Genomic DNA, 23,041 nt, shown 5'->3' on the forward strand with positions numbered 1-23,041 from the left:
GCTCATCACATAGTGCTTACTCCTGTTGTACCGTTCATAGTCATGACCGTCTCCACACAATCGGCCATGCATCGTGCAAAATCGGACAACCTCAAGAGTCTGCGTCGCAGTGCAGCAGTAACCGCCGGGAGTTACCTCTACGAGGGCGGGAGCCTCGTGACGGACTGGCACAGTCACGACATGCATCAGATCGAGTACGCCGTGGGCGGCGTGGTCGAAGTGGAGACCGCGACCACTCACTATCTGCTGCCGCCTCAGCAAGCCGTGTGGATACCGGCGGGACTGCGGCATCAAGCGACCATGAGTCCCCGGGTGCGCTCGATCGCCGTGATGTTCGATCCGGAACTGGTGCAGTTCCACGGCGAACGCGCCGCTGTCCTCGATGTCTCTCCGCTGATCCGGGAAATGATCATCTACGCGCAGCGGTGGCCGGTCGGCAGGCTCTCCGACGACGCCACGGCAGAGCGCTTCTTCGCGACCCTCGGCGGTCTCGTCCTCGAAGCGATCGACTCCGACGAAGCGATGCTCAGCCTTCCGATGTCGGACCATCCCGTGGTGCACAACGCGATGGCATTCACGAAGGAGAATCTCCACGACGTCACAATCGGTGAGGTCGGCAGGGCAGTGTCGGTATCCGAACGCACCCTGCGTCGACTGTTCGACGAGCACGTGGGGATGCCTTGGCGTACCTACCTGCTCCAGGCCCGGATGCTGCGCGCGATGGCGCTCCTCGCGTCGCCCGAGCAATCTGTTCAGGAAACCGCCCGTGCCGTCGGATTCGACAACGGCAGTTCGTTCGCCCGGGCATTCAGCGACTTCTGCGGTCAGTCTCCGTCGTCGTACCGGCACCGCAGCGCAAGTGAACGGTCCTGATCCGGGCATCGAACACGACACTCCCTGTCAGGTATCGGTGCGATGATTCGCTGATGCGCGCTGAACGGTTGCTGTCGCTGGTGCTGATGCTCAGGAACCGGGGCCGGATGACCGCCCCGGCGATTGCTCGCGAACTCGAGGTGTCGGTGCGGACGGTCCTGCGCGATGTCGAGGCACTGTCGTCTGTCGGTATCCCTGTGTACGCGGAACGAGGGCGTGACGGAGGATTTGCGTTGTTGCCCGGATTCACCACCGACCTCACCGGGCTGACGGTCGACGAGGCCACCGCGCTGCTCGCCTCGAGCACCTCCGCCGACACCGCTGTCCTCGGCATGGCCCCTGCATTCGCAGCCGCGATGCGGAAGGTCACCGATGCATTGCCCGAGGCGGGGCGCACGGCGGCGATCCGGGCATCGGAACGGATCCTGGTCACCGGGTCCGGATGGATCACGGAGGCATCGGTCGATCCGCACCTCGGCGCGGTGCAGCAGGCTGTGTTCGACGGCGTACGCCTACGAATCCGGTATTGCCCACGCGACCGGGACGCCGCGTGGCGGACCGTCGACCCGATCGGTGTCGTCAGTGCTGCCGGACGGTGGTATCTGGTGGCTCTGCACCGCGGCGACGAACGCACGTACCGGCTATCGCGTATCGACGAGGTGAAGGTACTGGATGTCCCGGCCGAACGACCCGCCGAGGTCGATCTCGCCGAGATCTGGCATCGCAGGAGGACACGATTCCGCGCGGGCATGTCCACCGTCTCCGCGACCGTGAAGATACGTGAAAGTCGCCGAGACGAACTCGCTGCGCTCGTGATCTCCGTAGCCGAGTGTCATGCGGACGGCTGTCATTCGGACGGGAACGGATGGTGTCGCGCCGAGGTGGAGTTCGGAGGGTCGAGCCACGCCGGGGCGGTGATGTGGCAACTCGCCGGCGACGCCGAACTTCTGGCGCCCTCGGCCCTGCGCGACGAGATCCGCGCGCGAGCGCTGACGCTTTCGGCCCGCCACGGATGACCGGGCGGTGAAGCTTTCGCCGATTGTCGGCGAACCGGAGACCGTGGCGCGTTCGGCGGCGTAGGTTCGGGCCAGACTGTTGTTCCGGGCCATATGGAGGGAGAAACCATGCCGACACGGAGTGCGCGGACCGCATGGAACGGTGGACTCGAAGACGGGTCGGGTCAGGTCGAACTGACCAGCTCGGGGCGCGGCACATTCGATGTGTCGTTCCCGAAGCGGGCGGCCGACGACGCCGACGGCACGACGAGCCCCGAAGAGCTGATCGCTGCAGCCCACTCGGCGTGTTTCGCAATGCAGTTGTCGGCGGTCCTCGCCGAAGCCGGTGGTACCCCGCAGAGTCTCGAGGTCAAGGCCGACGTGTCACTCGGGCCGCACCCGGAATCCGGGTTCCGGCTCACGGGTATCAAGCTGACGGTCCGCGGGGAAGTCACAGGCCTCGACGCCAACGGTTTCGCGGCGGCGGCACAGAACGCCAAAGAGACCTGCCCGGTGAGCCGCGCGCTGACCGGTGTCGACATCACGCTCGACGCCGCGCTCGAGTCCTGACCAGAATGCCGCTGCCGAGCATGGAGAAGCTCTCGGCAGCGGCACGGTGACTCTGTCACGTCGAACTGGGACTCTGCCAGGTCGAACTAGCCGACTTGGGCGTTGTCGGCGGCCTGCGACAGCTGTGGGAGCAACTCGTTCAGCAGCCACGGCATGCTGAGTACGTTCGGTGTGCTCGACGCATACACCAGCGGCGGGGCGGTCAGAGCCGTGTAGGCGTCGTCGCGCACCGCCTTGATGCCGGTGAACAGCGGGTTCGACTCGACCTCGCTCTGCAGATCGGGCGTCAGGTACCAGGCGAGAAGCACGTCGGGGTTGTACGTCGGCAGCAGTTCCAGGCTCACCGGAGCCGCGAACTTCGTCCGGTCACTGCTCTCGCGTAGCTGCTGAGCGAGCGGGTCGACCGTGAAACCGAGGCTTGCCAGCAGCTTCAGGCGAGGATCGGTGTCGAAGTAGAAGTTGTACGACGCCGCCTCGGTGGCACTACCGAATGCCACCGTCTTGCCGGTGAACTCGGGGTGCTGCGACTTCGCTTCCGCGATGGTGTCCTCGGTGTGCGTTACCAGCGCTTCGGCCTCTGCCGACCGACCGAGAGCCTTGCCGACGGTGGTGATCTGGTCTTCCCAGCCGGTTGCCCAGCGACGCTCCGGGTACGCCACGGTAGGCGCGATCTCGGAGAGCTGGTCGAACTGTTCCTGGCTCAGGCCGGAATGCACAGCCAGGATCACGTCGGGGGTGAGTGCCGCGATCTGCTCGTACGGCATCTCCTGACTGGATGCCGTCAGTAGCGTGGGTTCCGCGTCGGGGTCGAGCTCTTCGAGCTTCGCTCGCGACCACGGCAGCAGGCCGTCGTCGGTTCCCGAGTCCGACTGCATGTTCTGCACACCGACGGGTACGACGCCGAGCGCCAGTGCTGCGTCCTCGCTGCCCCAGCCGAGCGTGACGACCCGCTCCGGGGTCTCCGGGATCTCGGCTGTACCGAGCGCCGACGGAATCGACACGGGGAAGGCGGATGCGTCGGCCTGCCCAGTGGTGGATTCCGCTGCGCCGGTCGAGTCGGAACTCGACTCGCTGCCGCAGGCACCCGCGAACAGCGCTGTTGCCGCAATCATCACGATTCCGGCTCGACGCCAGTACCTCCCGGACATTCTCATCGAACTTCCTGTTCTCTGTGGGACATGCACGAGCCGAATCGGCGAGAGCATCGACGCCGACGGGCGCGCCGGCCTGCAAACTATGGAGAGGGAAGGATAACCAAACTGCAGGGGCCCGCGCGACTCCCTTGATGGGGGAACAATTCGCGACCACGATGCTGTTGTTCGACTCGTGAGCACACCTGCCGACGTCGCCCTTCCCACCGCCCATATCGAGATCTGGTCGGACATCGCGTGCCCGTGGTGTTACATCGGCAAGCGCCGATTCACCGACGCCCTCGCCGGATTCCCGCAGCGTGATCGGGTCGCGGTGACGTGGCGGTCGTATCAGCTCGCGCCCGACACCCCAGCGGGCCTGAACAAGCCCGAGATCGACGCGCTGGTCGAGATGAAGGGCATGCCCGCCGAGCAGGTGCGGCAGATGTTCTCCCAGGTGTCTGCCACCGCCGCGCAGGTCGGGTTGGACATCGACTTCGACACGGTGATCGCGGCGAACACCTTCGACGCGCACCGGCTCCTGCACCTCGCCGGCGACAAGCGCGACGAGCTGCTCGAGGCATTGTTCCGTGCGCATTTCGTCGGCGGTGAGATCGTGGACGATCGTGAGGCGCTTGTGCGCATCGCCGCCTCGATAGGGCTCGATGCGGATCAGATCCGTGCGGATCTCGACTCCGACGCCGCTGCGGATGCTGTGCGTGCCGACCTCCTCGAAGCCCGGCAGCTGGGTGTCACGGGAGTGCCGTTCTTCGTCGCCAACCGCGCGGTCGCGGTGTCGGGTGCCCAGCCGGAAGACGTGTTCCTCGTATTGCTCGAACGTGCGATCGCCGACGCCGACAGTGCCGAGCCCGTGGTAGATCCGGTTGCCGATGACGCTGACGGATGCGCGGGAGACAACTGCGTCGTGTGAGCGCAGGTCACATCGACCGGAGGATCTTTGCGGTCGAGGCGTCGGCGGGGAAGAACGTCTCGACCGCGATCTCGTCGAGTGTCACATCGTGCGGGGACCCGAACACCGTCGTCGTATAGAGCAGGGCGAGATCGCCGTGAGCCGTTGCGAACACGAGAGGCATCGCGAGATCGTTCGGCACCGTGTGGGCGTCGCGCTGTCCCTCTGGCACCGGATACTCCGCGAGTTCATCGCGCAACTGCGTGAGCTCCGGCATCGCGGTGTGCGACAGTTGGCGCTCGACCCTCCGGAGGACGTGGGCGCGCCATGGCACGAAGTTGCGGATGGCCGGCGCCAGGCCCTCTGGGTGGAGCGTCGCCCGGAGGATGTTGACGGGCGGTTCGAGCAGATGGGGCGCGATGCCCGCGAGCAGGCCGCTCGCAGGCCCGTTCGCCGCGAGTAGTTCCCAGCGTGCGTTCACGGCCATCGACGGATTCGGCTCGTGTCCCCTGAGTACCGCCTCCACCGCATCCCGCGCGGCCCCCAGATCCTCGAGCGGATGCTCGGGATGGGCAGGCGCGTAACCCGCCGCGAGGTACAGCCGATTACGTTCGCGGAGCGGGATCCCGAGCTCTTCCGACAGTCGTTCGATCACACCGCGGCCGGGAACGGATCGGCCGGTCTCGATGTAGCTGAGGTGCCGGGTGGACAGGTCTGCAGCGATCGACAGTTCGAGTTGGGAGCGTCCGCGTTGCTCCCGCCACGACTTCAGAAGCCGTCCGACATCGTCTGTACGTGTGGCGGGGTCTGTACGTGTCGCGGGGTGACCGGCCATGTCTCCACGATCCGTGATGGCGTGCGGTGCAGCAATGACCTCCGACGTCATCGACTTGCGGTCTCCGGATGGATCAGGCTCGAGTCGGTCGCAGTACTTCGCGACCACGATCCGACAGGAGGACGACATGACCGATACGACGAACCTCGAGGGAACCGACGTTGCGGCCGCGATCGAGCGGTACGTGCGGTTCTGGAATTCCGGCGACAACGAGTTGCTCATCCGCGACACGTGGTCCGACGACGTCGAATATTGCGCACCGGTGGGGGTACTCGGCGGTCCGGGCGCGCTCGTCGACTTCCGGAAGCAGTTCGGTGAACACATGAGGGGCTACGAATTCAGACTTCGCGGTGAGCCCGATGTGCATCACGATCGGGCGCGGGTGGTCTGGGAGCTGATCACCCCCGATGCGGATCCGTTCGCGACGGGAACCGACATTCTCGTCATGGACGATCGGGGCCGGGTACGCGGTGTGACGACGTTTCTGGACCGTGCTCCCGACGGTGTCGATCCGCACGCTCACCACTGATCGCCGGCGATCCCGTCGAGGTAGCGCTGCGTGATTCTGCGTTGCACCAGGCGACCGAGCGGGCCCGCGATCCGGGTGTACCAGCGTGCCGGGCGGGAGAACGCAGTGATGCGCGCGGTGACGCGGCCGTCGGCGTCGCGTTCGACGAGAAAAGTCTCCTCGCCGCTCTCTGGGTGCCCGGCCAGCGTGCCGTAGGCGAAACCTCGGCGGTCGGGCTCGTCGACGACGTCGACCACCCGGCACCAGGCCGACCCACGGATCGGTCCGACGCCCCATGCGAGACGTACATCGACTCCGGGAGCAGGTGGCGGGGTTCCGCGAGCCACCCGGATACCGGCGGCGCGATGCATCTGCCAGCCGAACAACCGGCCGGCTGCGACATCGAAAATCTGGTCGCCGGTGCCCAGTTCACGCATCATCTCCAACGACCGGTAGCCGGCCGGGGGAACATCTCCCCGGCCGGTGCCCACATCGGGATAGTTGAACTCGCGCCCGGATCCGCCGGGCACGGGCATCAGGACTTCTTGACGTCGAGGACGACCTCGAACTCGAGCAGCGACGCGCCCGACGCAACAGGCTTCTTGGCCTCGCCGGCATGGGCTGCGCGGGCATCACCGTCCCGCCACGCAGCGAAGTCCTCTTCGGTCTCCCACTGGGTGACAACGAAGTAGCGGGTCTCGCCCGCGGTCGGGCGGAGGAGCTGGAATCCGAGGAAGCCCTTGGAATTGTCGACGGTGTGCGCGCGATTGGCGAACCGCTTCTCCAGTTCGGGGCCAGCACCCTCGGGGATTTCGATTGCGTTGATCTTCACGACTGCCATGCGCGCGAGCGTACTCCGTTACCTTGGGCGATTGTGTTGCACGACGAGGGTGGTAGCGGACGTCCGATCCTGCTGTTGCACGGATTGATGGGAAGCGCGCGCACATGGCGAAGTCACGTGCCGTGGCTACGTGAGCACGGCCACGTCCACACGTTCGATGCGGCGGGCCATGGACGCCCCATGCCCCCGGAATTGACCACCGACGCGTTCGTCGCGGACCTGGCGTCCCATCTCGGCGGGTTCGACGATCCGCTCGTGGTCATCGGGCACTCGATGGGCGCACTGCACGCGTGGTGCCTGGCCGCGGCACATCCCGACCGTGTGGCGGCTCTGGTGCTCGAGGACATGGCCCCGGACTTCCGGGGGCGTACGGCAGCGAACTGGGCCGCGATGATCGAGCAGTGGCCGCAGCCGTTCCCCACCGAGCAGGCGATGATCGACTTCTTCGGGCCGGTGGCAGGACAGTACTTCCTGGACTCGTTCGAACGCCGCGACGACGGCTGGCATCTGCACGGCGAGGTCGCGACTTTTCGTGATATCTCGGAGGAATGGGGCACTCGCGCCTTCTGGGACGAGTGGTACTCGATCCGGGTGCCCGCGCTGCTCATCGAGGGCGAGTTCACCATCACCCCGGAAGGGCAGATGCGTCGGATGAAAGACCGGCCCGGCACCGAATATGTACGTATCGCCGGCGCCGGACATCTCGTTCACGATGACAGGCCCGACGAGTACCGCACGGAAGTGGAGCGGTTCCTGAGAGCTCTCGACCGACCGGAGTCACGCGGCTAGCGAGCGCCCTCCCCGGCGAGGGCGAAGCGCCCGTCGTCGGTCTGTTCGACCAGTCCGTCGACGAGCAACGAATGTAGCGCCCGGTCGCGCTGCCCCGGGTCCGTGAGCCACACCTGATCGAGTGCCGGGCGCTCGACGGGTGTGTCGCTGTCGCGGAGGACGGCCATCAGTTTTCCGCGCACCTGACGGTCGGTTCCGGCGAACTTCTGCACGCGCCGGGCCGGGCCGTCATGGGCCGGACGACCGGCCTGCACCCAGGCGCATTCGGGGAGTGGACACCGATCGCAATCCGGGTTGCGCGCGGTACACACGGTTGCGCCGAGTTCCATCAGCGCGGCCGAGAACGTTGCGGCGCGCGCGCGGGTGCGAGGGAGCAGACCCTCGACGTCTGCGAGGTCCCTTCGGGTGGAAGGGTTCCCGGGTTCGGCGTTGCCGTGGACAGCGCGCGCGACGACGCGCCGCACATTGGTGTCGACCACGGGAACACGCTGCCCGTACGCGAAACATGCGACTGCCCGCGCCGTGTACGCGCCGATCCCCGGCAGCGACAGCAGGACGTCGACGTCGTCGGGAACCCGGTCGTCGTGCTCGGCGGCGAGGACCCCGGCGCACTCGTGCAAGCGCAGCGCCCGACGCGGATACCCGAGCTTGCCCCAGGCCCGCAGCACCTCGGCCTGACTCGACGCGGCCATCGCCGACGGGACCGGCCAGCGCCGGACCCACTGCTCCCAGATGGGTGCGACCCGCACCACAGGAGTCTGCTGCAACATGACCTCCGACATGAGGATCTGCCAGCCCGTCACACCTTCGTGGCGCCACGGAAGATCTCGTGCCTCGGAGGCGTACCAGCGCAGCATCACGGCCGAATCGACCGGCATCTCTCATCTCCTTCTGTAGCAATACGCGGTGTTGTTCACCGGGTCGGAACATATCCGCGTGAGTCCGTTCACAAGCGCAGGTGAATAATGTGCGTATGCCGAACTCGAATCCCATCTCAGCGTGGAAAGCTCTGACCGAGGGTAATCAGCGCTTCGTCAGCGACACCCCGCTGCATCCCAGCCAGGGCATCGACCGCCGCGCGGAGCTCGTCAACGGCCAGCACCCCACCGCCGTGCTCTTCGGATGCGGCGACTCCCGCGTGGCCGCCGAGATCATCTTCGACCAGGGCCTCGGCGACATGTTCGTCGTCCGAACCGCAGGTCATGTCATCGACAGCTCAGTGCTGGGCTCGATCGAGTATGCAGTCGAGATCCTCAACGTGCCCCTGATCGTCGTGCTGGGACACGACAGCTGCGGTGCTGTCGGCGCGACGCTCGATGCACTCGACGGTGGCGAGGTTCCGTCGGGCTTCATCCGCAGCATCATCGAGCGGGTCGCTCCGTCGATCCTCCTCGGACGTCGGGAAGGGCTCAGTACCATCGACGAACTCGAGGCGCGACACGTGGTGGAAACGGGCAAGGTGCTCACCGAACGATCGCAGATCATCGCGGAGCGCATCGCCGATGGTCGGTGCGCTGTTGCGGGTGTGACATACAAGCTCGACGACGGCCATGTGCAGCTGCAGGGCCACATCGGCGACATCGGTGTGACCTCGGACTGACGCGACACGCCGCCGATCATGTGGCTATCGCCCGAGCTGACACATACCGTGTGAAGGGTGTTTGAACCCAACGGCCCACTTCCTCCTGAGATCTACTGGCGACGCCGTGTTCTCGCGATCGTTGTCGCGGTGGTCGTGTTGGCGTTGGTCATCTGGGCGGTTCTCGCCTTCACCAGCGGCGATGATCCGGAAACGGAACCCGCAGCCTCCGAGACCACGATGTCCGAGACCACCACGACCACACCGGACGGCTCCGGTGTGGAAGCCGGTGCCGAGACCGGTTCGGACGGTGGCGGCTCGGCCACCGGCGGCTCCGGCGGCTCGGATTCCTCGAACGCGTCCGATTCGGAGTCCTCCGCGTCGTCCACCACGTCAGGTTCTGCGGAGCAGGGCTCGGAGGACGGCACCACGCCTGCGTCGGCATCGACGCCGCCCGGGCAGTGTTCCGATCAGTCGCTCGCAGTGCGTGTGACGGCCGGCGAGCCGAATTATCAGGTCGGAACCGAACCGGAATTCACGATCGTCATCACCAACATCGGGACATCCCAGTGCGAGCGCGATCTCGGTGCGGGACTCCAGCAGGTCCTCGTGTACACCCTCGACGGCAACCAGCGAGTGTGGGCGAACACCGACTGTTTCCCCGACTCGACCGCCGACGTGCGCTCACTCCAACCCGGCGATCAAGCGGCATTCTCGGTGCAGTGGTCAGGTACGACCTCCGAGCCCGGGTGCGAGACGCCGCGGGAGCCGGTCCAGCCGGGGGCGTACACGGTCGTCGGGCAACTCGGTGGCCTGCGCAGCACGCCGGAGCCGTTCAACGTGACTGCGTGAGCAGCATCGCGCCCTGAGCAGGTAGTGCTAGTCGTAGTGGTTGATCGACGCCTCGGCCAGGCGTGAAAGGCCTTCGCGGATGTACCGTGCCCACAGCGCTCCGATGCCTTCGACGGCCTGAAGATCCGCGGCCGTCGCGGCGAGCAGACCCTGCAGTGTCCCGAAAGCGGTCACGAGCCGGTCGATCTGGCGTGCCCGAAGCCGCGGAACACGATTGAGGACGCGGTATCCGCGCGGGCTCATCGCGGTGTCGAGCGCTTCGATGGTGCTCGGATATCCGAACGCCCGCGCGAGTGTCGTGAGGTCGAGCAGGTCGACGTCGGTCAGGCCCCCCAGCGCATCGAGGGCCTGTTCCACGTCGAGGACCGACGGTGAATCTGTACCGGAAAGGTAGTCCAGCACCAGCAGCTGCCGGGCGAGTTGATTGTCGCCGACGAGCTCTTCGAGTTGCAGTGCGAGCTGTCGCCCGTCGGTGCCGAGCTCGAGCACATCCTGCTCGATCTCCACCGACAGGCGGTGCATCATCTCGAGACGCTGCGCAACCGTGAGTGCATCACGCAACGTCACGATGTCTTCGATCTCCACCACCGAGAGCTGCCGGGTGACCTCGTCGAGCCGGGCCTTGTAGCGCTCGAGTGTCGCGACGGCCTGGTTGGCTCTGGAGAGGATCATTGCCGAATCGTCGATGACGTGCCGACGCCCTTCGACGTACACGCTGACGATGCTCATCGACTGGCTCACCGAGACCACGGGATACCCGGTCTCGATGGCGGTGCGTTCGGCCGCGCGGTGTCGGGTGCCGGATTCGACGGTGGGAATGCGGTGATCGGGTACGAGTTGCACGTTCGCGCGCACGATCCGGGTGCCGTCGGAGGACACCACCACTGCGCCGTCCATCTTCGACAGCTCGCGCAACCGGGTCGGGGCGAACTCGACATCGAGTTCGAAGCCACCGTCGCAGATCGAGGCGACGTGCTCGTCGAAGCCGAGCACGATCAGTCCGCCTGTGCGGCCCCTCAGGATGCGTTCGAGGCCGTCGCGCAGGGCTGTGCCGGGTGCCAGACGCGCGATCGTCTCGTTCAACGTCGCAGCGTCTGCCGACTCGGTCATGTGCGAAGTCCTCCTGGCGGCGCGTGCGTTTCTCGTCACATTCGCGCAGGCCACGGAAAAGTCGCAAGCGAGCGCGCAACTACATTACTTGCTCATGAGTAGTGTCTGGACCTTGCCCGACGACCTCGTCGTTCCTGATCTTCGCGAGGATCATCCCGGTCCGGGTGCGCCGATACCCCAGCACTGGTCCAGGTGTCTCGGTTGCGGCGACGATCAACCGACCGGCCTCGCGATGGAGTGCACGGTCGGTGAGGGACTCTCGGTCAAGGGCCGCTTCGAGGTCGCCACGCGCTTCCAGGGTGGGCCGGGGTTCATCCACGGCGGCATTCTCATGACGGCGTTCGACGAGATCCAGGGTTTCGCCTGCAACGCCGTGTTCCGTAAGCCCGTGGTCACCGGGCACATGGGCACCGATTTCAAGCGCCCCATCCCGCTGGGCGCGGTTCTCGAATTCACCGCCCGGGTCGACGGTACGGTGCGTCGCAAGGTGTACACGAGCGCCGATGTGCGCATCGTCGACGGACCGTTCGCCGACCCCGATGTGATCGTGGGGAGCTCGCACGGATTGTTCGTGCTGGTCGGGCACGAGCATTTCGAGAAGGGCAAGGATTTCGCCGACGGGCTGCCCGGATCCGAAGACATTTCGTCGATCTGAGGTTGCTTCTCAATCGGGGAGCAAAGGAACGCCCTGCCTGTGGTTGCGGCCCAGTAGCGTCGCGGAGGTGAGTGCTCCGGCTCCGAACCGGTGGTGGACGTCGTCGAGGACCGTGTCGAGGGCGTGCCGGTCGATCGGGCGATGGGTCGCGGGGATCTCGCTTGCTGCCGGATCGTGTGCCGGCACCGGCTGGTCGAAGGGAAGCTCGAGCTGCTCGATGCCCTCGCCGTCCAGGTTCGTCACCGCGACGCCGATCAGGGTGAGTCCGCGGTCGGCGACCAGCGGCCTCGTCGTGTCGAGCAGTGCACGTGCGGTGCCGCTGAGGATGTCTGTGCGTGCGGTGGGGACACCGAGCGTGTGCGACCGCGTGACACGCGTGTAGTCGGCGAAACGCAGCCTCAGCACCACCGTGCGGCCTATCCGGTGGGCACGGCGCATCCGGCCGGCGACCTTGTCGACGAGCAGTTGCAGCGTCGCGTCGACGGACTCGATGCTGTGGGCTCCCCGGCCGAGTGCGTGCTGGGCACCCATCGAACGTCGGCGTTGCCGGTGAACCGGCCGCGGGTCGTGTCCGGTCGCGAGCGCGTGCAGGTGTCGGCCCGTTGCCCGGCCGAGCAGCGAGACGAGATCGGATTCGGATTCGTTCGCGATATCGGCGACCGAACGCAGGCCGTGTGCGTGCAGCGTCGCGGCGGTGACCTTGCCGACGCCCCACAGGCGTTCGACGGGCAATGGGTGGAGGAACTCGAGTTCGCGGTCGGGTGGGACGACGAGCAGTCCGTCCGGTTTCGCGACGCCGCTCGCCACCTTCGCGAGGAACTTCGTTCGGGCCACACCGACGGTGATCGGCAGGCCGACCTCGGCCATGACCGTGGCACGCAGGCGCGCTGCGATATCGTCCGGCTCGCCCGAGATGCGACGCAGCCCCGACACGTCGAGGAACGCCTCGTCGATGGAGACACCTTCGACGATGGGCGAGACCCGATCGAAGATCGCGAACACCTCCTTCGAGGCCCGCGAATAGGCGTTCATGCGCGGCGGCATCGAGATCACGTGGGGGCACAGAGCACGGGCCGCACGGCCCGGCATGGGTGTCTTGATTCCGTAGGCCTTCGCCTCGTAGCTTGCGGCCAGGACGACGCCACCGCCGACCACCACGGGCTTGCCTAGAAGCCACGGATCGTCGCGTTGCTCGACCGACGCGTAGAACGCGTCGAGGTCGGCGTGGAGGATTGTTGCGCGGGCGGACACGAACATATGTTCGCATGAGGGTCCGACAGAAAGCCCGATACGACAGAACTACCGACTCGGCGGTGCTAGAAACAGTTCATGCCTGCCACCGACGTCGTTGTCGAACGTGACGGTGCCGTCACCACCATCGTGCTCAACCGTCCCGATCGCAGAAATGCCGTGGACGGACCGATGGCTGCGCAGCTCCGCGAGGCCTTCGAACAGTTCGGCGCCGACGACGAGCAACGTGTCGCGGTGCTCTGGGGTGCCGGCGGTCATTTCTGTGCCGGCGCCGACCTCACCGCCGTGGGCGATCCGCAGCGGCGCCACGAACTCGACTCGGAGGGCGGCGGAACGGGCCCGATGGGGCCGTCCCGGATAGCGCTGTCCAAACCGCTCATCGCGGCGGTGAGCGGGTACGCGGTCGCCGGTGGACTCGAACTCGCACTGCTTGCGGACCTGCGGGTGTGCGAATCCGACGCGGTCTTCGGGGTGTTCTGCCGCCGCTGGGGCGTACCGCTCATCGACGGCGGCACGGTGCGGCTGCCGCGGATCATCGGGCAGGGCAGAGCGCTCGACATGATCCTCACCGGCCGTGCGGTGGACGCAACCGAGGCCTTGTCGTTCGGCCTCGTCAATCGGGTCGTCGACGCGGGCGCATCACTTGCTGCGGCGCAGGAGATCGCGCAGCAACTGGCAGCATTCCCGCAGGAATGCATGTCCGTGGACCGCGCGTCGGCCTACCGGTCGTTCGACCTGCCGCTCGACACCGCATTGCGTGCCGAGGGCGCCCACGGTGTGCCGATCGTCGAGCGGGAAGGCATCGCCGGTGCCGCGCGGTTCGCGTCGGGCGAGGGCCGGCACGGTGCCTTCCGCTAGCCGATGTTCATGAGCGCCTGCCCGAGGTTCGTCACCTCGCGGACCTTCATGCCGGAGGGTGCGCCCTCGGTGTTGCGGGGGACCACTCCGCGGGTGAACCCCAGCCGGTGTGCTTCGGTGAGCCGTCGACCGGCGCCGGCCACACGCCGGACCTCACCTGCCAACCCGACCTCGCCGAGCAGCACGGTGCCGGGCGGGACCGGCTGATCTCTCACTGCGGACACGATCGCGAGCGCCAACGCGAGGTCGGCGGACGGGTCGGTGATCCGCATGCCTCCGACCGTCGATGCGTACACGTCGCATTTCCCGAGATCGCGGATGTTGCAGCGCCGTTCGAGGACGGCGAGGACCATCGCGACGCGCGCCGAATCCAGGCCGCTCACCGCGCGCCGCGGTGACGGATTCTGGGTGTGCACGACGAGTGCCTGCACTTCGCCGAGCAGTGGGCGTTTGCCGTCCATCGTGACGGTCACCGCCGTGCCCGAGACCTCCTCGTTCCGGTGCTGGAGGAACAATCCCGACGGGTCGCTCACCTCGACGATGCCGCCCTCGGTGAGCTCGAAGCAGCCCACCTCCTCGGCCGCACCGAACCGGTTCTTGACCCCGCGCACCATGCGCAGCGTCGAATGCTTGTCGCCTTCGAAGTGCAATACGACGTCGACGAGATGCTCGAGCGAGCGCGGACCCGCGACCGCGCCGTCCTTGGTGACGTGACCGATCAGCAGCACCGGGATCCCGCTCGCCTTCGCGAGCGAGGTCAGGGCGCTCGTGACGGCCTTGACCTGGGTGACACCGCCGGACACACCGTCGACATCGGCGGCGAGCATCGTCTGCACCGAGTCGACGACGAGTAACGTCGGCTTGACCTGCTCGACGTGGCCGAAGATCGTCGCCAGATCGGATTCGGCCGCCAGATAGACCCGCTCGTGGACGGACCCGGTGCGGTCGGCGCGGAGCCGGACCTGGCCGGCGGATTCCTCGCCTGTGACGTACAGCGATCTGTCGTCGGCGCCGCGCTGGGCCCAGCGGTGTACGACCTCGAGGAGCAGCGTCGACTTGCCGACGCCCGGCTCGCCCGCGAGCAGGACGACGGACCCGGGCACGATCCCGCCGCCGAGGACGCGATCGAGCTCGGAGATGCCGGTGGACTTGGCGGCAGTTTCCTTCCCGTCGATCCGGGTGAGGGGAGTGGCAGGGGTGGTGGGGAGGACGGCTGCGGCGCCCGCACGCGCGAGCGAGGTGCCCGGCCGCGATGCGACGGCTGCGGGCTGCAGTGGCGCCTCGTCCAGCGATCCCCACGTTCCGCACTCCGGGCAGCGTCCGACCCACTTGGCTACGGTGTGCGAGCAATCGGAACAGCGATAGATCGTCTTGGTTCTGGCCACGGCCGGAGGATATGCGAACGTGGTGACAGAACGCGGGAAGGCCTGGACGAGAGTGTTCTCGTCCAGGCCTTCCTGAAGTGTTCTGCGTGCTCGCGCTGGGTCAGTGCGCTTCGCCGACGATCGGCGACAGGTCCGACTCGTGGCGTTCGAGCACCGGGCCGGCATCGACCGGGACCGCCAGAGTCACGTCGCCGGCCTCCTGGAAGGAGAAGGTGAAGGGGATGGTCAGGCCGGGCCGGACACCTTCCTTCAGATCGACGAGTTCGACGGTCTCGACAGCCGCGGGCACGATGGGGGTGTCCTCCGGCGAAGTGGGCTGCGGCGATTCGTCGACGGACTCGAGGAGATCCGTGGTCTCTTCGGAGACACCTGCGACGACCGAGCCCAGAGCCGGGATCTCGATGTCGTCGGCGCCCGTCACCGAACCCGCGAACTCGGTCTCGATGCCGGTGAGGACGTCGCCGCGGTAGCCGTCGAGATTCGCGATGGTGAAGCCCAGCAGAGCGGTGCCGCCCGGCTCGATGCTGTACTCCTCGGAATCCGGGTAGATGATGTGCACGTTGCGCAGCGCAATGGTGCCGACGTCCGTGTTGGTGCCGTTGATCGCAGCCACCTGGTCGGAGGTCTGGGTGATCTGACCGGCGCCGCACGCGGACAGCGTCAGCGTCGCACCCGCGGCCAGGGCGACAGCGGTCGCGACTCGACGAGTCGACGTGTTGAGAGCAGTCACTTTTCCTCCACTCGGGTAAGGCTCGCAATCCACTAGGCAGAGTAGTAGTCGACCCACAGGGAGTGCGCGTCGGGTCATCGATATTGCCATTTTGTGCACCACAACGGGGCATAACGCCTCGTCCTGGCGGGTGTGTCGCACGTCACCGGATGCACGTAACCGGTTGCCTGTCAAGCCCTACGCTCACGTGCCGATGCCCCTGACCTGCGCTGTTGATGAGAGTCCGATGTGGTCACGTGTTAAACTCGAAGAATCGAAAGGGGCACGGGACACATGATTTTCAAGGTCGGAGACACCGTCGTATACCCCCATCACGGTGCGGCGCTGATCGAAGCAATCGAAACACGCACCATCAAGGGGGAGCAGAAGGAATATCTGGTTCTGAAAGTCGCGCAGGGCGACCTCACGGTGCGGGTACCTGCTGAGAATGCCGAATACGTCGGAGTTCGCGACGTAGTGGGGCAAGAAGGCCTCGACAAGGTTTTCCAGGTGCTGCGCGCACCGCATACAGAAGAACCGACCAACTGGTCACGGCGGTACAAGGCCAACATCGAGAAGTTGGCCTCCGGCGATGTCAACAAGGTTGCAGAAGTAGTTCGCGACCTGTGGCGCCGGGAACAGGACCGCGGCCTTTCTGCAGGTGAGAAGAGAATGCTGGCGAAGGCCCGGCAGATTCTCGTGGGTGAGCTCGCGCTCGCCGAGGGAACTGACAACGTCAAGGCCGAGAGCATGCTCGACGAGGTACTCGCCGCCGCATCCTGACAGGCGACGCGACGCTCGAATCAACATCAAGTGAATCGAATACAGCAAGTACACGATCGCAGCGGGCCGGTCGTCGGAATCATTCCGGCGGCCGGCCGCGGCGTCCGTCTGGGGGAATCACTCCCCAAGGCGTTCGTCGAGCTGGGCGGGCGCACCATGCTCGACCGGGCCGTCGAATCGATGCTCGGCTCGGGCGCGGTCGACCGTGTCGTGGTGGTGGCGCCGCCCGAACTTGCCGCGACACCCCCGGCGGAGCTCGTATCCGAGAAGTACGCCGATCGGGTCGTGGTCACTGCGGGTGGTGCGGAGCGTGCGGATTCCGTGCGAGCGGGTCTGCGGGCGGCACCGGGCGCGCAGTTCGTCCTCGTGCACGACGCGGCGAGGGCCCTGACTCCGTCGGAGTTGTTCACCCGGGTGGTCGACGAACTGCGGGCCGGGCGACGCGCGGTGATTCCCGTCCTGCCGGTCGCCGACACCATCAAGAGCGTCGACTCCGACGGTGTCGTCACCGGGACCCCGGACAGGGCGACCTTGCGCGCAGTGCAGACACCGCAGGGATTCGACGCAGACCTGCTCGACCGCGCCAATCGCGATACGGGTGACGCGACCGACGACGCCGGGCTGGTGGAACGGCTCGGCGAAGCCGTACACACCGTGGCGGGCGACCCGCTCGCCTTCAAGATCACTACACCGTTGGATCTGGTGCTGGCCCGAGCTCTGCTCGCAGCAGCACACAAGACCGAAGAGGGGAACTGAACACACGTGCGTGTCGGAATCGGAACAGACGTACACCCGGTGGAGCCGGGGCGCCCGTGCTGGATTGCCGGTCTGCTGTTCGACGATGCGGACGGTTGCTCGGGACACTCCGACGGCGACGTCGCCGCGCACGCGTTGTGTGATGCGCTGTTGTCGGCGTCCGGCCTCGGTGACCTGGGGTCTGTGTTCGGGACCGATCGACCCGAGATGGCGGGAGCGTCGGGAGCCTCGATGCTCACCGAGGTGCGGCGGCTGCTGACCGAAGCGGGCTGGGTCATCGGTAATGCTGCGGTGCAGGTGATCGGGAATCGTCCGAAGATCGGCCCGCGTCGCGACGAGGCGGTACGCGTGCTGTCCGATCTGCTCGGCGCGCCCGTGTCGGTGTCCGCAACGACAACCGATGGCCTCGGGCTGACCGGCCGTGGAGAAGGTGTGGCGGCTATCGCCACCGCACTCGTATTACCTGACGTCGATCAACGGTAGGATGGCCTGTCGTGACTTTGCGCCTTTTCGACACCGAAACACGAGCCGTGCGGGATTTCGAACCGCTGGTGCCCGGACACGCCTCGGTGTATCTGTGTGGCGCCACTGTTCAGGGTGAGCCGCATATCGGCCACGTGCGCAGCGGCGTCGCATTCGACGTGCTGCGACGCTGGCTCGCAGCGAAAGGCCTCGACGTCGCGTTTGTGAGAAACGTCACTGATATCGACGACAAGATCCTCCGCAAGGCCGGCGAAGCAGGCCGTCCCTGGTGGGAATGGAAGACGACGTACGAGCGCGCCTTCACCCGCGCTTACGACGCACTCGGCGTGCTGCCGCCCTCCGTGGAGCCGCGCGCGACCGGGCACATCACCCAGATGGTCGAGCTCATGCAGCGACTCATCGACGCGGGTCACGCATACGCATCCGACGGCAACGTCTACTTCGACGTCATGAGCTTCCCCGAATACGGCGCGCTGTCGGGACACAAACTCGACGACGTCCACCAAGGTGAGAGCGCCGGGCAGGGCAAGCGCGACTCCCGCGACTTCACGTTGTGGAAGGCGGAGAAGCCCGGCGAACCGTCGTGGCCGACCCCGTGGGGTCGTGGCCGCCCGGGCTGGCACCTCGAATGCTCGGCCATGGCCGAGTTCTACCTCGGTGGCACTTTCGACATCCATTGCGGCGGCATGGATCTGGTGTTCCCGCACCACGAGAACGAGATCGCGCAGGCCCGCGCCGCGGGCGACGGCTTCGCCCGCTACTGGCTGCACAACGGCTGGGTGACCATGGGCGGCGAGAAGATGTCCAAGTCACTCGGCAACGTGCTGTCCATCCCCAACGTCCTCACCCGAGTGCGAGCTCAGGAGCTGCGCTACTACCTCGGCAGCGCCCACTACCGGTCGATGCTCGAGTACTCCGACACGGCGCTGGCCGAGGCGGCCGCGGCCTATCGCGGGCTCGAGTCGTTCGTGCTCAAGGCGCGTGATCGGGCCGGTGACGTTCCCGTCGGAACGTGGACCGGTGCCTTCGCTGAGGCGCTCGACGATGATCTCGGTGTACCCAAGGCACTCGCCGAGATCCACGGCCGGCGCAGCGAGGGCAACAAAGCGCTCGACAACGGAGACCTGACCGAAGCGGTGCGTATCGCCTCTCAGGTCCGTGCGATGCTTTCGGTCCTCGGTGTCGACCCACTCGATGCACACTGGCAGGAGAGCTCCGGCGACGAGTCGGGTGCGCTCGCCGCCCTCGATGTGCTGGTGGGAGCAGAACTCGATCGTCGACAGAGCGCCCGCGCCGAGAAGAACTGGGCGGTCGCCGACGAAGTACGTGACCGGCTGACAGCGGCGGGGATCGAAGTAACGGATACGCCGAACGGACCCGAGTGGTCCCTGAAAGCAGGGCAGTGATGGCAGGCAATTCCCAGCGTCGCGGAGCGATCCGCAAGGGCGGAACGAAGAAAGGGCAGGTCGTCGGCTCGGGCGGTCAGCGTCGGCGCGGTCTCGAAGCCCGCGGAGCGACCCCGAAGGCCGAGGACCGTTCGTACCATCCTGCGGCACGGCGCGCTCGCGCAGCGGCGAAGGCCGCCGACAACCGCGGCCGTCGTCCCGGTGGACGTAAGCCGGAGGATGGGCCGGAGATGGTCCTCGGCCGCAACCCCGTCGTCGAGTGCCTGCGTGCCGAGGTGCCCGCGACCGCGCTCTACGTTGCGATCGGCGCGGAAGCCGACGACCGGCTCAAGGAAGCAGTGCAGCGCGCGGCCGATGCCGGCATTTCGATCCTCGAAGTGCAGCGCGGCGAACTCGACCGGCTCACCGCCAACGGAATGCACCAGGGCATCGGCTTGCAGGTGCCGCCGTACCGCTACGTGCATCCCGATGATCTGATCGTGCGCGCGAAACAACGGCACGAGCGGCCTCTGCTGGTGGCGCTCGACAACATTTCCGACCCGCGCAACCTCGGTGCGATCATCCGGTCCGTCGCGGCGTTCGGTGGCCACGGCGTGGTGATTCCGCAGCGTCGGAGCGCGTCGGTGACCGCTGTCGCATGGCGTACCAGCGCGGGTGCCGCGGCGCGGCTTCCTGTCGCGCGGGCAACCAACCTGACGCGCACGCTCAAGGACTGGCAGTCCCAGGGTGTCCGCGTCGTCGGTCTCGATGCCGGTGGCGACACCGATCTCGACGATTTCGACGGCACCGAACCCGTTGTCGTGGTGGTGGGGTCCGAAGGCAAGGGACTCTCGCGGCTCGTCCGCGAGACGTGCGATTCGATCCTGTCCATCCCGATGGCCGGCGAGGTGGAGTCGCTCAACGCGTCGGTGGCGGCAGGCGTCGTGCTCGCCGACATCGCGCGTCGTCGTCGTTCCTGACTTCTCCTGCGCATATACGGGAACCGATCCGGCCCCCGGTGCGTCTGTATCGGTAGGACCGGACGGAAGCGGGGGCAACGGGTGGCGTACACGACGGCGTTCGACGGGCGTTTCGAGATCACACCGCCGTTGGACCGGCACGAGATCGACTTCCTCAGCGGGTTCGCAGGTCCGGCGAGTGGTCCGCACAATGCGGGCCGCGACGGGCTGCCGACAGATGGGCGGCCGCTGTCGTGGTGTCAGTGGGTCCCGAGCAGTGACGGGCGTGCCCTCGAGTGGGACGGCGACCCGGTCTTCTACCGCTACGCCGACTGGCTGGAGTACTTGATCGCCGCGTTCCTGGCGCCCCGGGGGCATGGAGTGTCCGGAACGGTGGAGGTGCGCACGAGTGCCGGTGATTTCGGTTGGATTACTGTGCGGGACAACAAGGTCGTGACTCAGATCAGTCGGACGAACCGTACGCGCCGACCCGGCCGTAACTGCGCGGCGGTGGGAAGGTCCGCTGTCGTCACCACGGCGATCACCGGATATCCGCCGGTGACGGGATGATCCGCGAGGAACAACACGGGGTGTCCCTCCGGCGGTACCTGAATGGAACCCGCAACCATGCCCTCGCTGGGAAGTTCGTCGTGGCGTGAGCGGTGCAGCGGGCCGGGGCCCTGGAACCGGATCCCCACCCGGTCGAGTTTCGGCGTCACCGTCCACGATTCGTGCAGGAGGGCGCGGACCGAGGCGGCGGTGAACCAGTCGTCGCGGGGGCCGATTCGCACACGGAGTTCGACGGGATCGGTGGCCGGGGCAGGTGGAGGGATCTGTTCCTCGCCGGGGAGTTCGTCGGCGAGCGCGCCCACCAGCAGTCGATCACCGGTGCGCACCGGCTCGGGGCCGGTGCCCGACAATGTGTCGGTCGATCGGCTTCCCAGTACCTCCGGGACATCGATGCCGCCGCGGACCGCCAGGTACGACCGCAGGCCCTCGGACGGCGCACCGACCGAGATGATGTCCTGGTCGCGGAGCAGCACTCTCGCGTAATCGCCCACCAGCCGGCCGTTGACCGTCACGTCGACACGTGCTCCAGTGATCGCGACGATCGTGTCGCCGATACTCCGGACGGAGAGACCGCCACCCGTCACCTCGAGGGCGGCGGCGTCCGGGTGGTTGCCCACGAGCCGATTCGCGGCGTCGTGTGCCGTGCGATCGGCCGCACCGGATTCGGTCACGCCGTCGGCCCCGTGTCCGGTGCGTCCGCGATCCTGCACGGTCGTGAATATCCCACCGGTGACGACCTCGAGCCATGCCATGGGTCCATGGTCCCGCAATCCGGGGCCGGCCGCGAGAACAGTTCGGTGGGCTCACCCGGAGCACGTTAGGTTTGGGTGCCGCAGTTCGAGGGAGACGTGATGAGTCGGGACGATCCGAGCAACCGTATCGAGGCCACCCGTATCGAGGCCACCAGCACCGAGGCAACCCGGGTCGAGGCGACCCGGATGGTCGAGCGTGCTTTGGCAGACGGTGATCTGACCGCGGCGCATGCTGCGGTTGCCGACCTGAGCGTGGAACTGCTCGTCGACGTGCTCGAGAGGTTGAACAAGACCGACCGCGCGGTGCTCTACCGGTTGCTTCCCAAGGACGAGGCGATGGAGGTGTTCGAGCAGCTGGATCCGAGCCTGCAGAGCGCCCTCGTCGGGGGTCTGCAGGATGATCAGGTAGCATCGATCTTCGCCGATCTCGAGCCGGACGATCGAGTCGAACTGCTCGACGAGTTGCCGGCCACCGTTGCCGCGAAGCTCATGCGCGGACTTCCCTACGACGAACGTGAGTTGACGGCAGCCATCCTCGGCTACCGGCAGGGCGCGCTGGGTCGGCGCATGAGCCCGGAGTTCGTCTCGTTGCGCCTCGACATGCCCATCGACCGAGCGCTCGCGATCGTCCGGAGCCGCCTCCACGATGCGGAGACGGTCTACACGTTGCCGGTCGTCGACCGGAACCGGATCCTCGTGGGCGTGGTGGGGCTGCGAGAGCTGATGGGCGCGCCGGCCGACAGCGTCGTCGGCGACATCATGAACGAACCGTATTTCGCGCGGGCTACCGATGACGCTGAGGAAGCGGCCCGACGCTGTGCCGAGCTCAAACTGCTGGCGCTGATCGTCGTGGACAGCGAGACACGGCTGGTGGGTATCCTCACCGTCGACGACGCGCTGGGCATCCTGGAATCGGCCGAGAGCGAGGACCAGGCCCGGATCGGTGGCACCGAGCCCCTGAGGCAGCCGTATCTTGCTACTCCCGTGGGGCAACTGGTGCGCTCACGGGTCGTGTGGCTGTTGGTGCTGGCGGTCGGGGCGACGTTGACCGTGCAGGTGCTCGAGGTGTTCGAATCGACCTTGGAGCAGGCAGTGACGTTGGCGTTGTTCGTGCCGTTGCTGATCGGCACCGGCGGCAACACCGGGAATCAGGCGGCGACCACCGTCACGCGCGCGTTGGCCCTCGACGACGTGAGTCCCCGCGACATCGGTCGTGTCGTCGTCCGTGAGAGCCGGGTGGGGCTCTCACTCGGGGTGCTGCTCGGAACAGTGGCGTTCGTGGTCGCGAGTCTCGTCTACGACGCATCGGTGGGAGCAGTGATCGGATTGACGCTGCTCACCGTGTGCACGCTCGCGGCCACCGTCGGTGGGGTCATGCCGTTGGCAGCCAAAGCGATCCGGGCAGATCCAGCGGTCTTCTCCAATCCGTTCATCACCACGTTCGTTGACGCCACCGGATTGGTGGTGTACTTCCTCATCGCGAAGGCGGTGCTGGGAATCTGA

The 23,041-nt window shown here is 66.7% G+C and carries 26 protein-coding genes; 16 read left to right on the top strand and 10 right to left on the bottom strand.

Annotated elements, in window-relative coordinates:
• Positions 1–42 precede the first annotated feature (42 nt).
• From EV641_RS16850 to EV641_RS16860, 3 genes are all read left to right on the top strand, one after another.
• The gene (locus EV641_RS16850; protein ID WP_054713858.1) at positions 43–873 is read left to right on the top strand and encodes a helix-turn-helix transcriptional regulator; all 831 of its coding nucleotides are present in this window, start codon (positions 43–45) and stop codon (positions 871–873) included.
• 53 nt (positions 874–926) lie between these two features.
• Positions 927–1,889 carry a YafY family protein gene (locus EV641_RS16855; RefSeq protein WP_132473201.1) on the top strand — a complete coding sequence of 321 codons (963 nt, stop codon included), beginning with the start codon at positions 927–929 and terminating at the stop codon, positions 1,887–1,889.
• 108 nt (positions 1,890–1,997) lie between these two features.
• Entirely contained in the window at positions 1,998–2,438 is a 441-nt protein-coding gene (locus tag EV641_RS16860; protein ID WP_054713873.1) for an OsmC family peroxiredoxin, read from the top strand.
• Between the two features lie 86 nt (positions 2,439–2,524).
• On the opposite strand, the gene EV641_RS16865 is transcribed toward EV641_RS16860, so the two are convergent.
• Entirely contained in the window at positions 2,525–3,592 is a 1,068-nt protein-coding gene (locus tag EV641_RS16865) for an iron-siderophore ABC transporter substrate-binding protein (RefSeq protein WP_132473203.1), read from the bottom strand.
• 172 nt (positions 3,593–3,764) lie between these two features.
• On the opposite strand from EV641_RS16865, the gene EV641_RS16870 reads away from it, so the two are divergent.
• Positions 3,765–4,499, top strand: a complete 735-nt coding sequence (locus EV641_RS16870) for a DsbA family oxidoreductase (RefSeq protein ID WP_132473205.1) — start codon at positions 3,765–3,767, stop codon at positions 4,497–4,499.
• Between the two features lie 7 nt (positions 4,500–4,506).
• Here EV641_RS16870 and EV641_RS16875 read toward each other — a convergent pair whose 3' ends face one another.
• Positions 4,507–5,442, bottom strand: a complete 936-nt coding sequence (locus EV641_RS16875) for a helix-turn-helix transcriptional regulator (RefSeq protein ID WP_241997304.1) — start codon at positions 5,440–5,442, stop codon at positions 4,507–4,509.
• Here EV641_RS16875 and EV641_RS16880 point away from each other — a divergent pair.
• On the top strand, positions 5,441–5,842 hold the full coding sequence (locus EV641_RS16880) for a nuclear transport factor 2 family protein (RefSeq protein ID WP_054713874.1): 402 nt from the start codon (positions 5,441–5,443) through the stop codon (positions 5,840–5,842). The genes EV641_RS16875 and EV641_RS16880 overlap by 2 nt on opposite strands.
• On the opposite strand, the gene EV641_RS16885 is transcribed toward EV641_RS16880, so the two are convergent.
• A complete protein-coding gene (locus tag EV641_RS16885; RefSeq protein WP_132473207.1) occupies positions 5,833–6,357 on the bottom strand; it encodes a DUF1990 domain-containing protein in 525 nt (174 codons plus the stop codon). The genes EV641_RS16880 and EV641_RS16885 overlap by 10 nt on opposite strands.
• The gene (locus tag EV641_RS16890; RefSeq protein ID WP_054713867.1) at positions 6,357–6,662 is read right to left on the bottom strand and encodes an antibiotic biosynthesis monooxygenase; all 306 of its coding nucleotides are present in this window, start codon (positions 6,660–6,662) and stop codon (positions 6,357–6,359) included. Before EV641_RS16890 ends, EV641_RS16885 begins: the two co-directional genes overlap by 1 nt.
• A gap of 33 nt (positions 6,663–6,695) precedes the next feature.
• On the opposite strand from EV641_RS16890, the gene EV641_RS16895 reads away from it, so the two are divergent.
• A complete protein-coding gene (locus EV641_RS16895; RefSeq protein ID WP_054713869.1) occupies positions 6,696–7,451 on the top strand; it encodes an alpha/beta hydrolase in 756 nt (251 codons plus the stop codon).
• Here EV641_RS16895 and EV641_RS16900 read toward each other — a convergent pair.
• On the bottom strand, positions 7,448–8,329 hold the full coding sequence (locus tag EV641_RS16900) for an A/G-specific adenine glycosylase (protein WP_132473209.1): 882 nt from the start codon (positions 8,327–8,329) through the stop codon (positions 7,448–7,450). The two genes, EV641_RS16895 and EV641_RS16900, sit on opposite strands and share 4 nt — an antisense overlap.
• Positions 8,330–8,424: 95 nt before the next feature.
• On the opposite strand from EV641_RS16900, the gene EV641_RS16905 reads away from it, so the two are divergent.
• Both EV641_RS16905 and EV641_RS16910 read left to right on the top strand, forming a co-directional pair.
• On the top strand, positions 8,425–9,051 hold the full coding sequence (locus EV641_RS16905) for a carbonic anhydrase (RefSeq protein ID WP_132473211.1): 627 nt from the start codon (positions 8,425–8,427) through the stop codon (positions 9,049–9,051).
• Between the two features lie 57 nt (positions 9,052–9,108).
• Positions 9,109–9,882 (top strand): hypothetical protein, encoded by a 774-nt coding sequence (locus EV641_RS16910; protein ID WP_132473213.1) that lies wholly within the window; start codon positions 9,109–9,111, stop codon positions 9,880–9,882.
• 27 nt (positions 9,883–9,909) lie between these two features.
• Here the strand turns inward: EV641_RS16910 and disA are convergent, their stop codons facing one another.
• Positions 9,910–10,992 (bottom strand): DNA integrity scanning diadenylate cyclase DisA, encoded by a 1,083-nt coding sequence (disA, locus tag EV641_RS16915; protein WP_054719171.1) that lies wholly within the window; start codon positions 10,990–10,992, stop codon positions 9,910–9,912.
• A gap of 94 nt (positions 10,993–11,086) precedes the next feature.
• Here disA and EV641_RS16920 point away from each other — a divergent pair, with 94 nt between their 5' ends.
• On the top strand, positions 11,087–11,647 hold the full coding sequence (locus EV641_RS16920) for a PaaI family thioesterase (protein ID WP_132473215.1): 561 nt from the start codon (positions 11,087–11,089) through the stop codon (positions 11,645–11,647).
• Between the two features lie 9 nt (positions 11,648–11,656).
• On the opposite strand, the gene dinB is transcribed toward EV641_RS16920, so the two are convergent.
• Positions 11,657–12,904 (bottom strand): DNA polymerase IV, encoded by a 1,248-nt coding sequence (gene dinB / locus EV641_RS16925; protein WP_132473217.1) that lies wholly within the window; start codon positions 12,902–12,904, stop codon positions 11,657–11,659.
• A 72-nt stretch (positions 12,905–12,976) separates the two neighbouring features.
• Here dinB and EV641_RS16930 point away from each other — a divergent pair, with 72 nt between their 5' ends.
• Positions 12,977–13,756 carry a crotonase/enoyl-CoA hydratase family protein gene (locus tag EV641_RS16930; protein ID WP_132473219.1) on the top strand — a complete coding sequence of 260 codons (780 nt, stop codon included), beginning with the start codon at positions 12,977–12,979 and terminating at the stop codon, positions 13,754–13,756.
• Here the strand turns inward: EV641_RS16930 and radA are convergent.
• Together radA and EV641_RS16940 are read right to left on the bottom strand one after the other, a co-directional pair.
• Complete coding sequence (gene radA, locus EV641_RS16935) at positions 13,753–15,141, bottom strand: DNA repair protein RadA (protein ID WP_132473221.1); 1,389 nt, start codon at positions 15,139–15,141, stop codon at positions 13,753–13,755. The two genes, EV641_RS16930 and radA, sit on opposite strands and share 4 nt — an antisense overlap.
• A gap of 100 nt (positions 15,142–15,241) precedes the next feature.
• Positions 15,242–15,871 (bottom strand): hypothetical protein, encoded by a 630-nt coding sequence (locus EV641_RS16940; RefSeq protein WP_054718964.1) that lies wholly within the window; start codon positions 15,869–15,871, stop codon positions 15,242–15,244.
• Positions 15,872–16,144: 273 nt separating this feature from the next.
• Here EV641_RS16940 and carD point away from each other — a divergent pair, with 273 nt between their 5' ends.
• Genes carD through rlmB form a run of 5 tightly spaced genes read left to right on the top strand, consistent with a single transcriptional unit; the run spans position 16,145 to position 20,237 of the window.
• Positions 16,145–16,633, top strand: coding sequence for an RNA polymerase-binding transcription factor CarD (carD, locus tag EV641_RS16945; protein WP_132473223.1), 489 nt, complete (start codon positions 16,145–16,147; stop codon positions 16,631–16,633).
• 39 nt (positions 16,634–16,672) lie between these two features.
• Positions 16,673–17,389, top strand: coding sequence for a 2-C-methyl-D-erythritol 4-phosphate cytidylyltransferase (gene ispD, locus EV641_RS16950; protein WP_054718970.1), 717 nt, complete (start codon positions 16,673–16,675; stop codon positions 17,387–17,389).
• A gap of 6 nt (positions 17,390–17,395) precedes the next feature.
• Positions 17,396–17,872 carry a 2-C-methyl-D-erythritol 2,4-cyclodiphosphate synthase gene (ispF, locus tag EV641_RS16955; RefSeq protein ID WP_132473225.1) on the top strand — a complete coding sequence of 159 codons (477 nt, stop codon included), beginning with the start codon at positions 17,396–17,398 and terminating at the stop codon, positions 17,870–17,872.
• 11 nt (positions 17,873–17,883) lie between these two features.
• Positions 17,884–19,278, top strand: coding sequence for a cysteine--tRNA ligase (gene cysS / locus EV641_RS16960; RefSeq protein WP_132473227.1), 1,395 nt, complete (start codon positions 17,884–17,886; stop codon positions 19,276–19,278).
• Positions 19,278–20,237: a 23S rRNA (guanosine(2251)-2'-O)-methyltransferase RlmB gene (gene rlmB, locus EV641_RS16965; RefSeq protein WP_132473229.1), complete on the top strand. Its 960-nt coding sequence runs from the start codon at positions 19,278–19,280 to the stop codon at positions 20,235–20,237. Before cysS ends, rlmB begins: the two co-directional genes overlap by 1 nt.
• Before the next feature lie 437 nt (positions 20,238–20,674).
• On the opposite strand, the gene EV641_RS16970 is transcribed toward rlmB, so the two are convergent.
• Positions 20,675–21,538 (bottom strand): biotin-dependent carboxyltransferase family protein, encoded by an 864-nt coding sequence (locus EV641_RS16970; protein ID WP_054716865.1) that lies wholly within the window; start codon positions 21,536–21,538, stop codon positions 20,675–20,677.
• 186 nt (positions 21,539–21,724) lie between these two features.
• On the opposite strand from EV641_RS16970, the gene mgtE reads away from it, so the two are divergent.
• A complete protein-coding gene (mgtE, locus tag EV641_RS16975; RefSeq protein WP_241997327.1) occupies positions 21,725–23,041 on the top strand; it encodes a magnesium transporter in 1,317 nt (438 codons plus the stop codon).

Origin of the sequence: Rhodococcus sp. SMB37 (assembly GCF_004345605.1) — a bacterium.
Taxonomy (GTDB): domain Bacteria; phylum Actinomycetota; class Actinomycetes; order Mycobacteriales; family Mycobacteriaceae; genus Rhodococcus.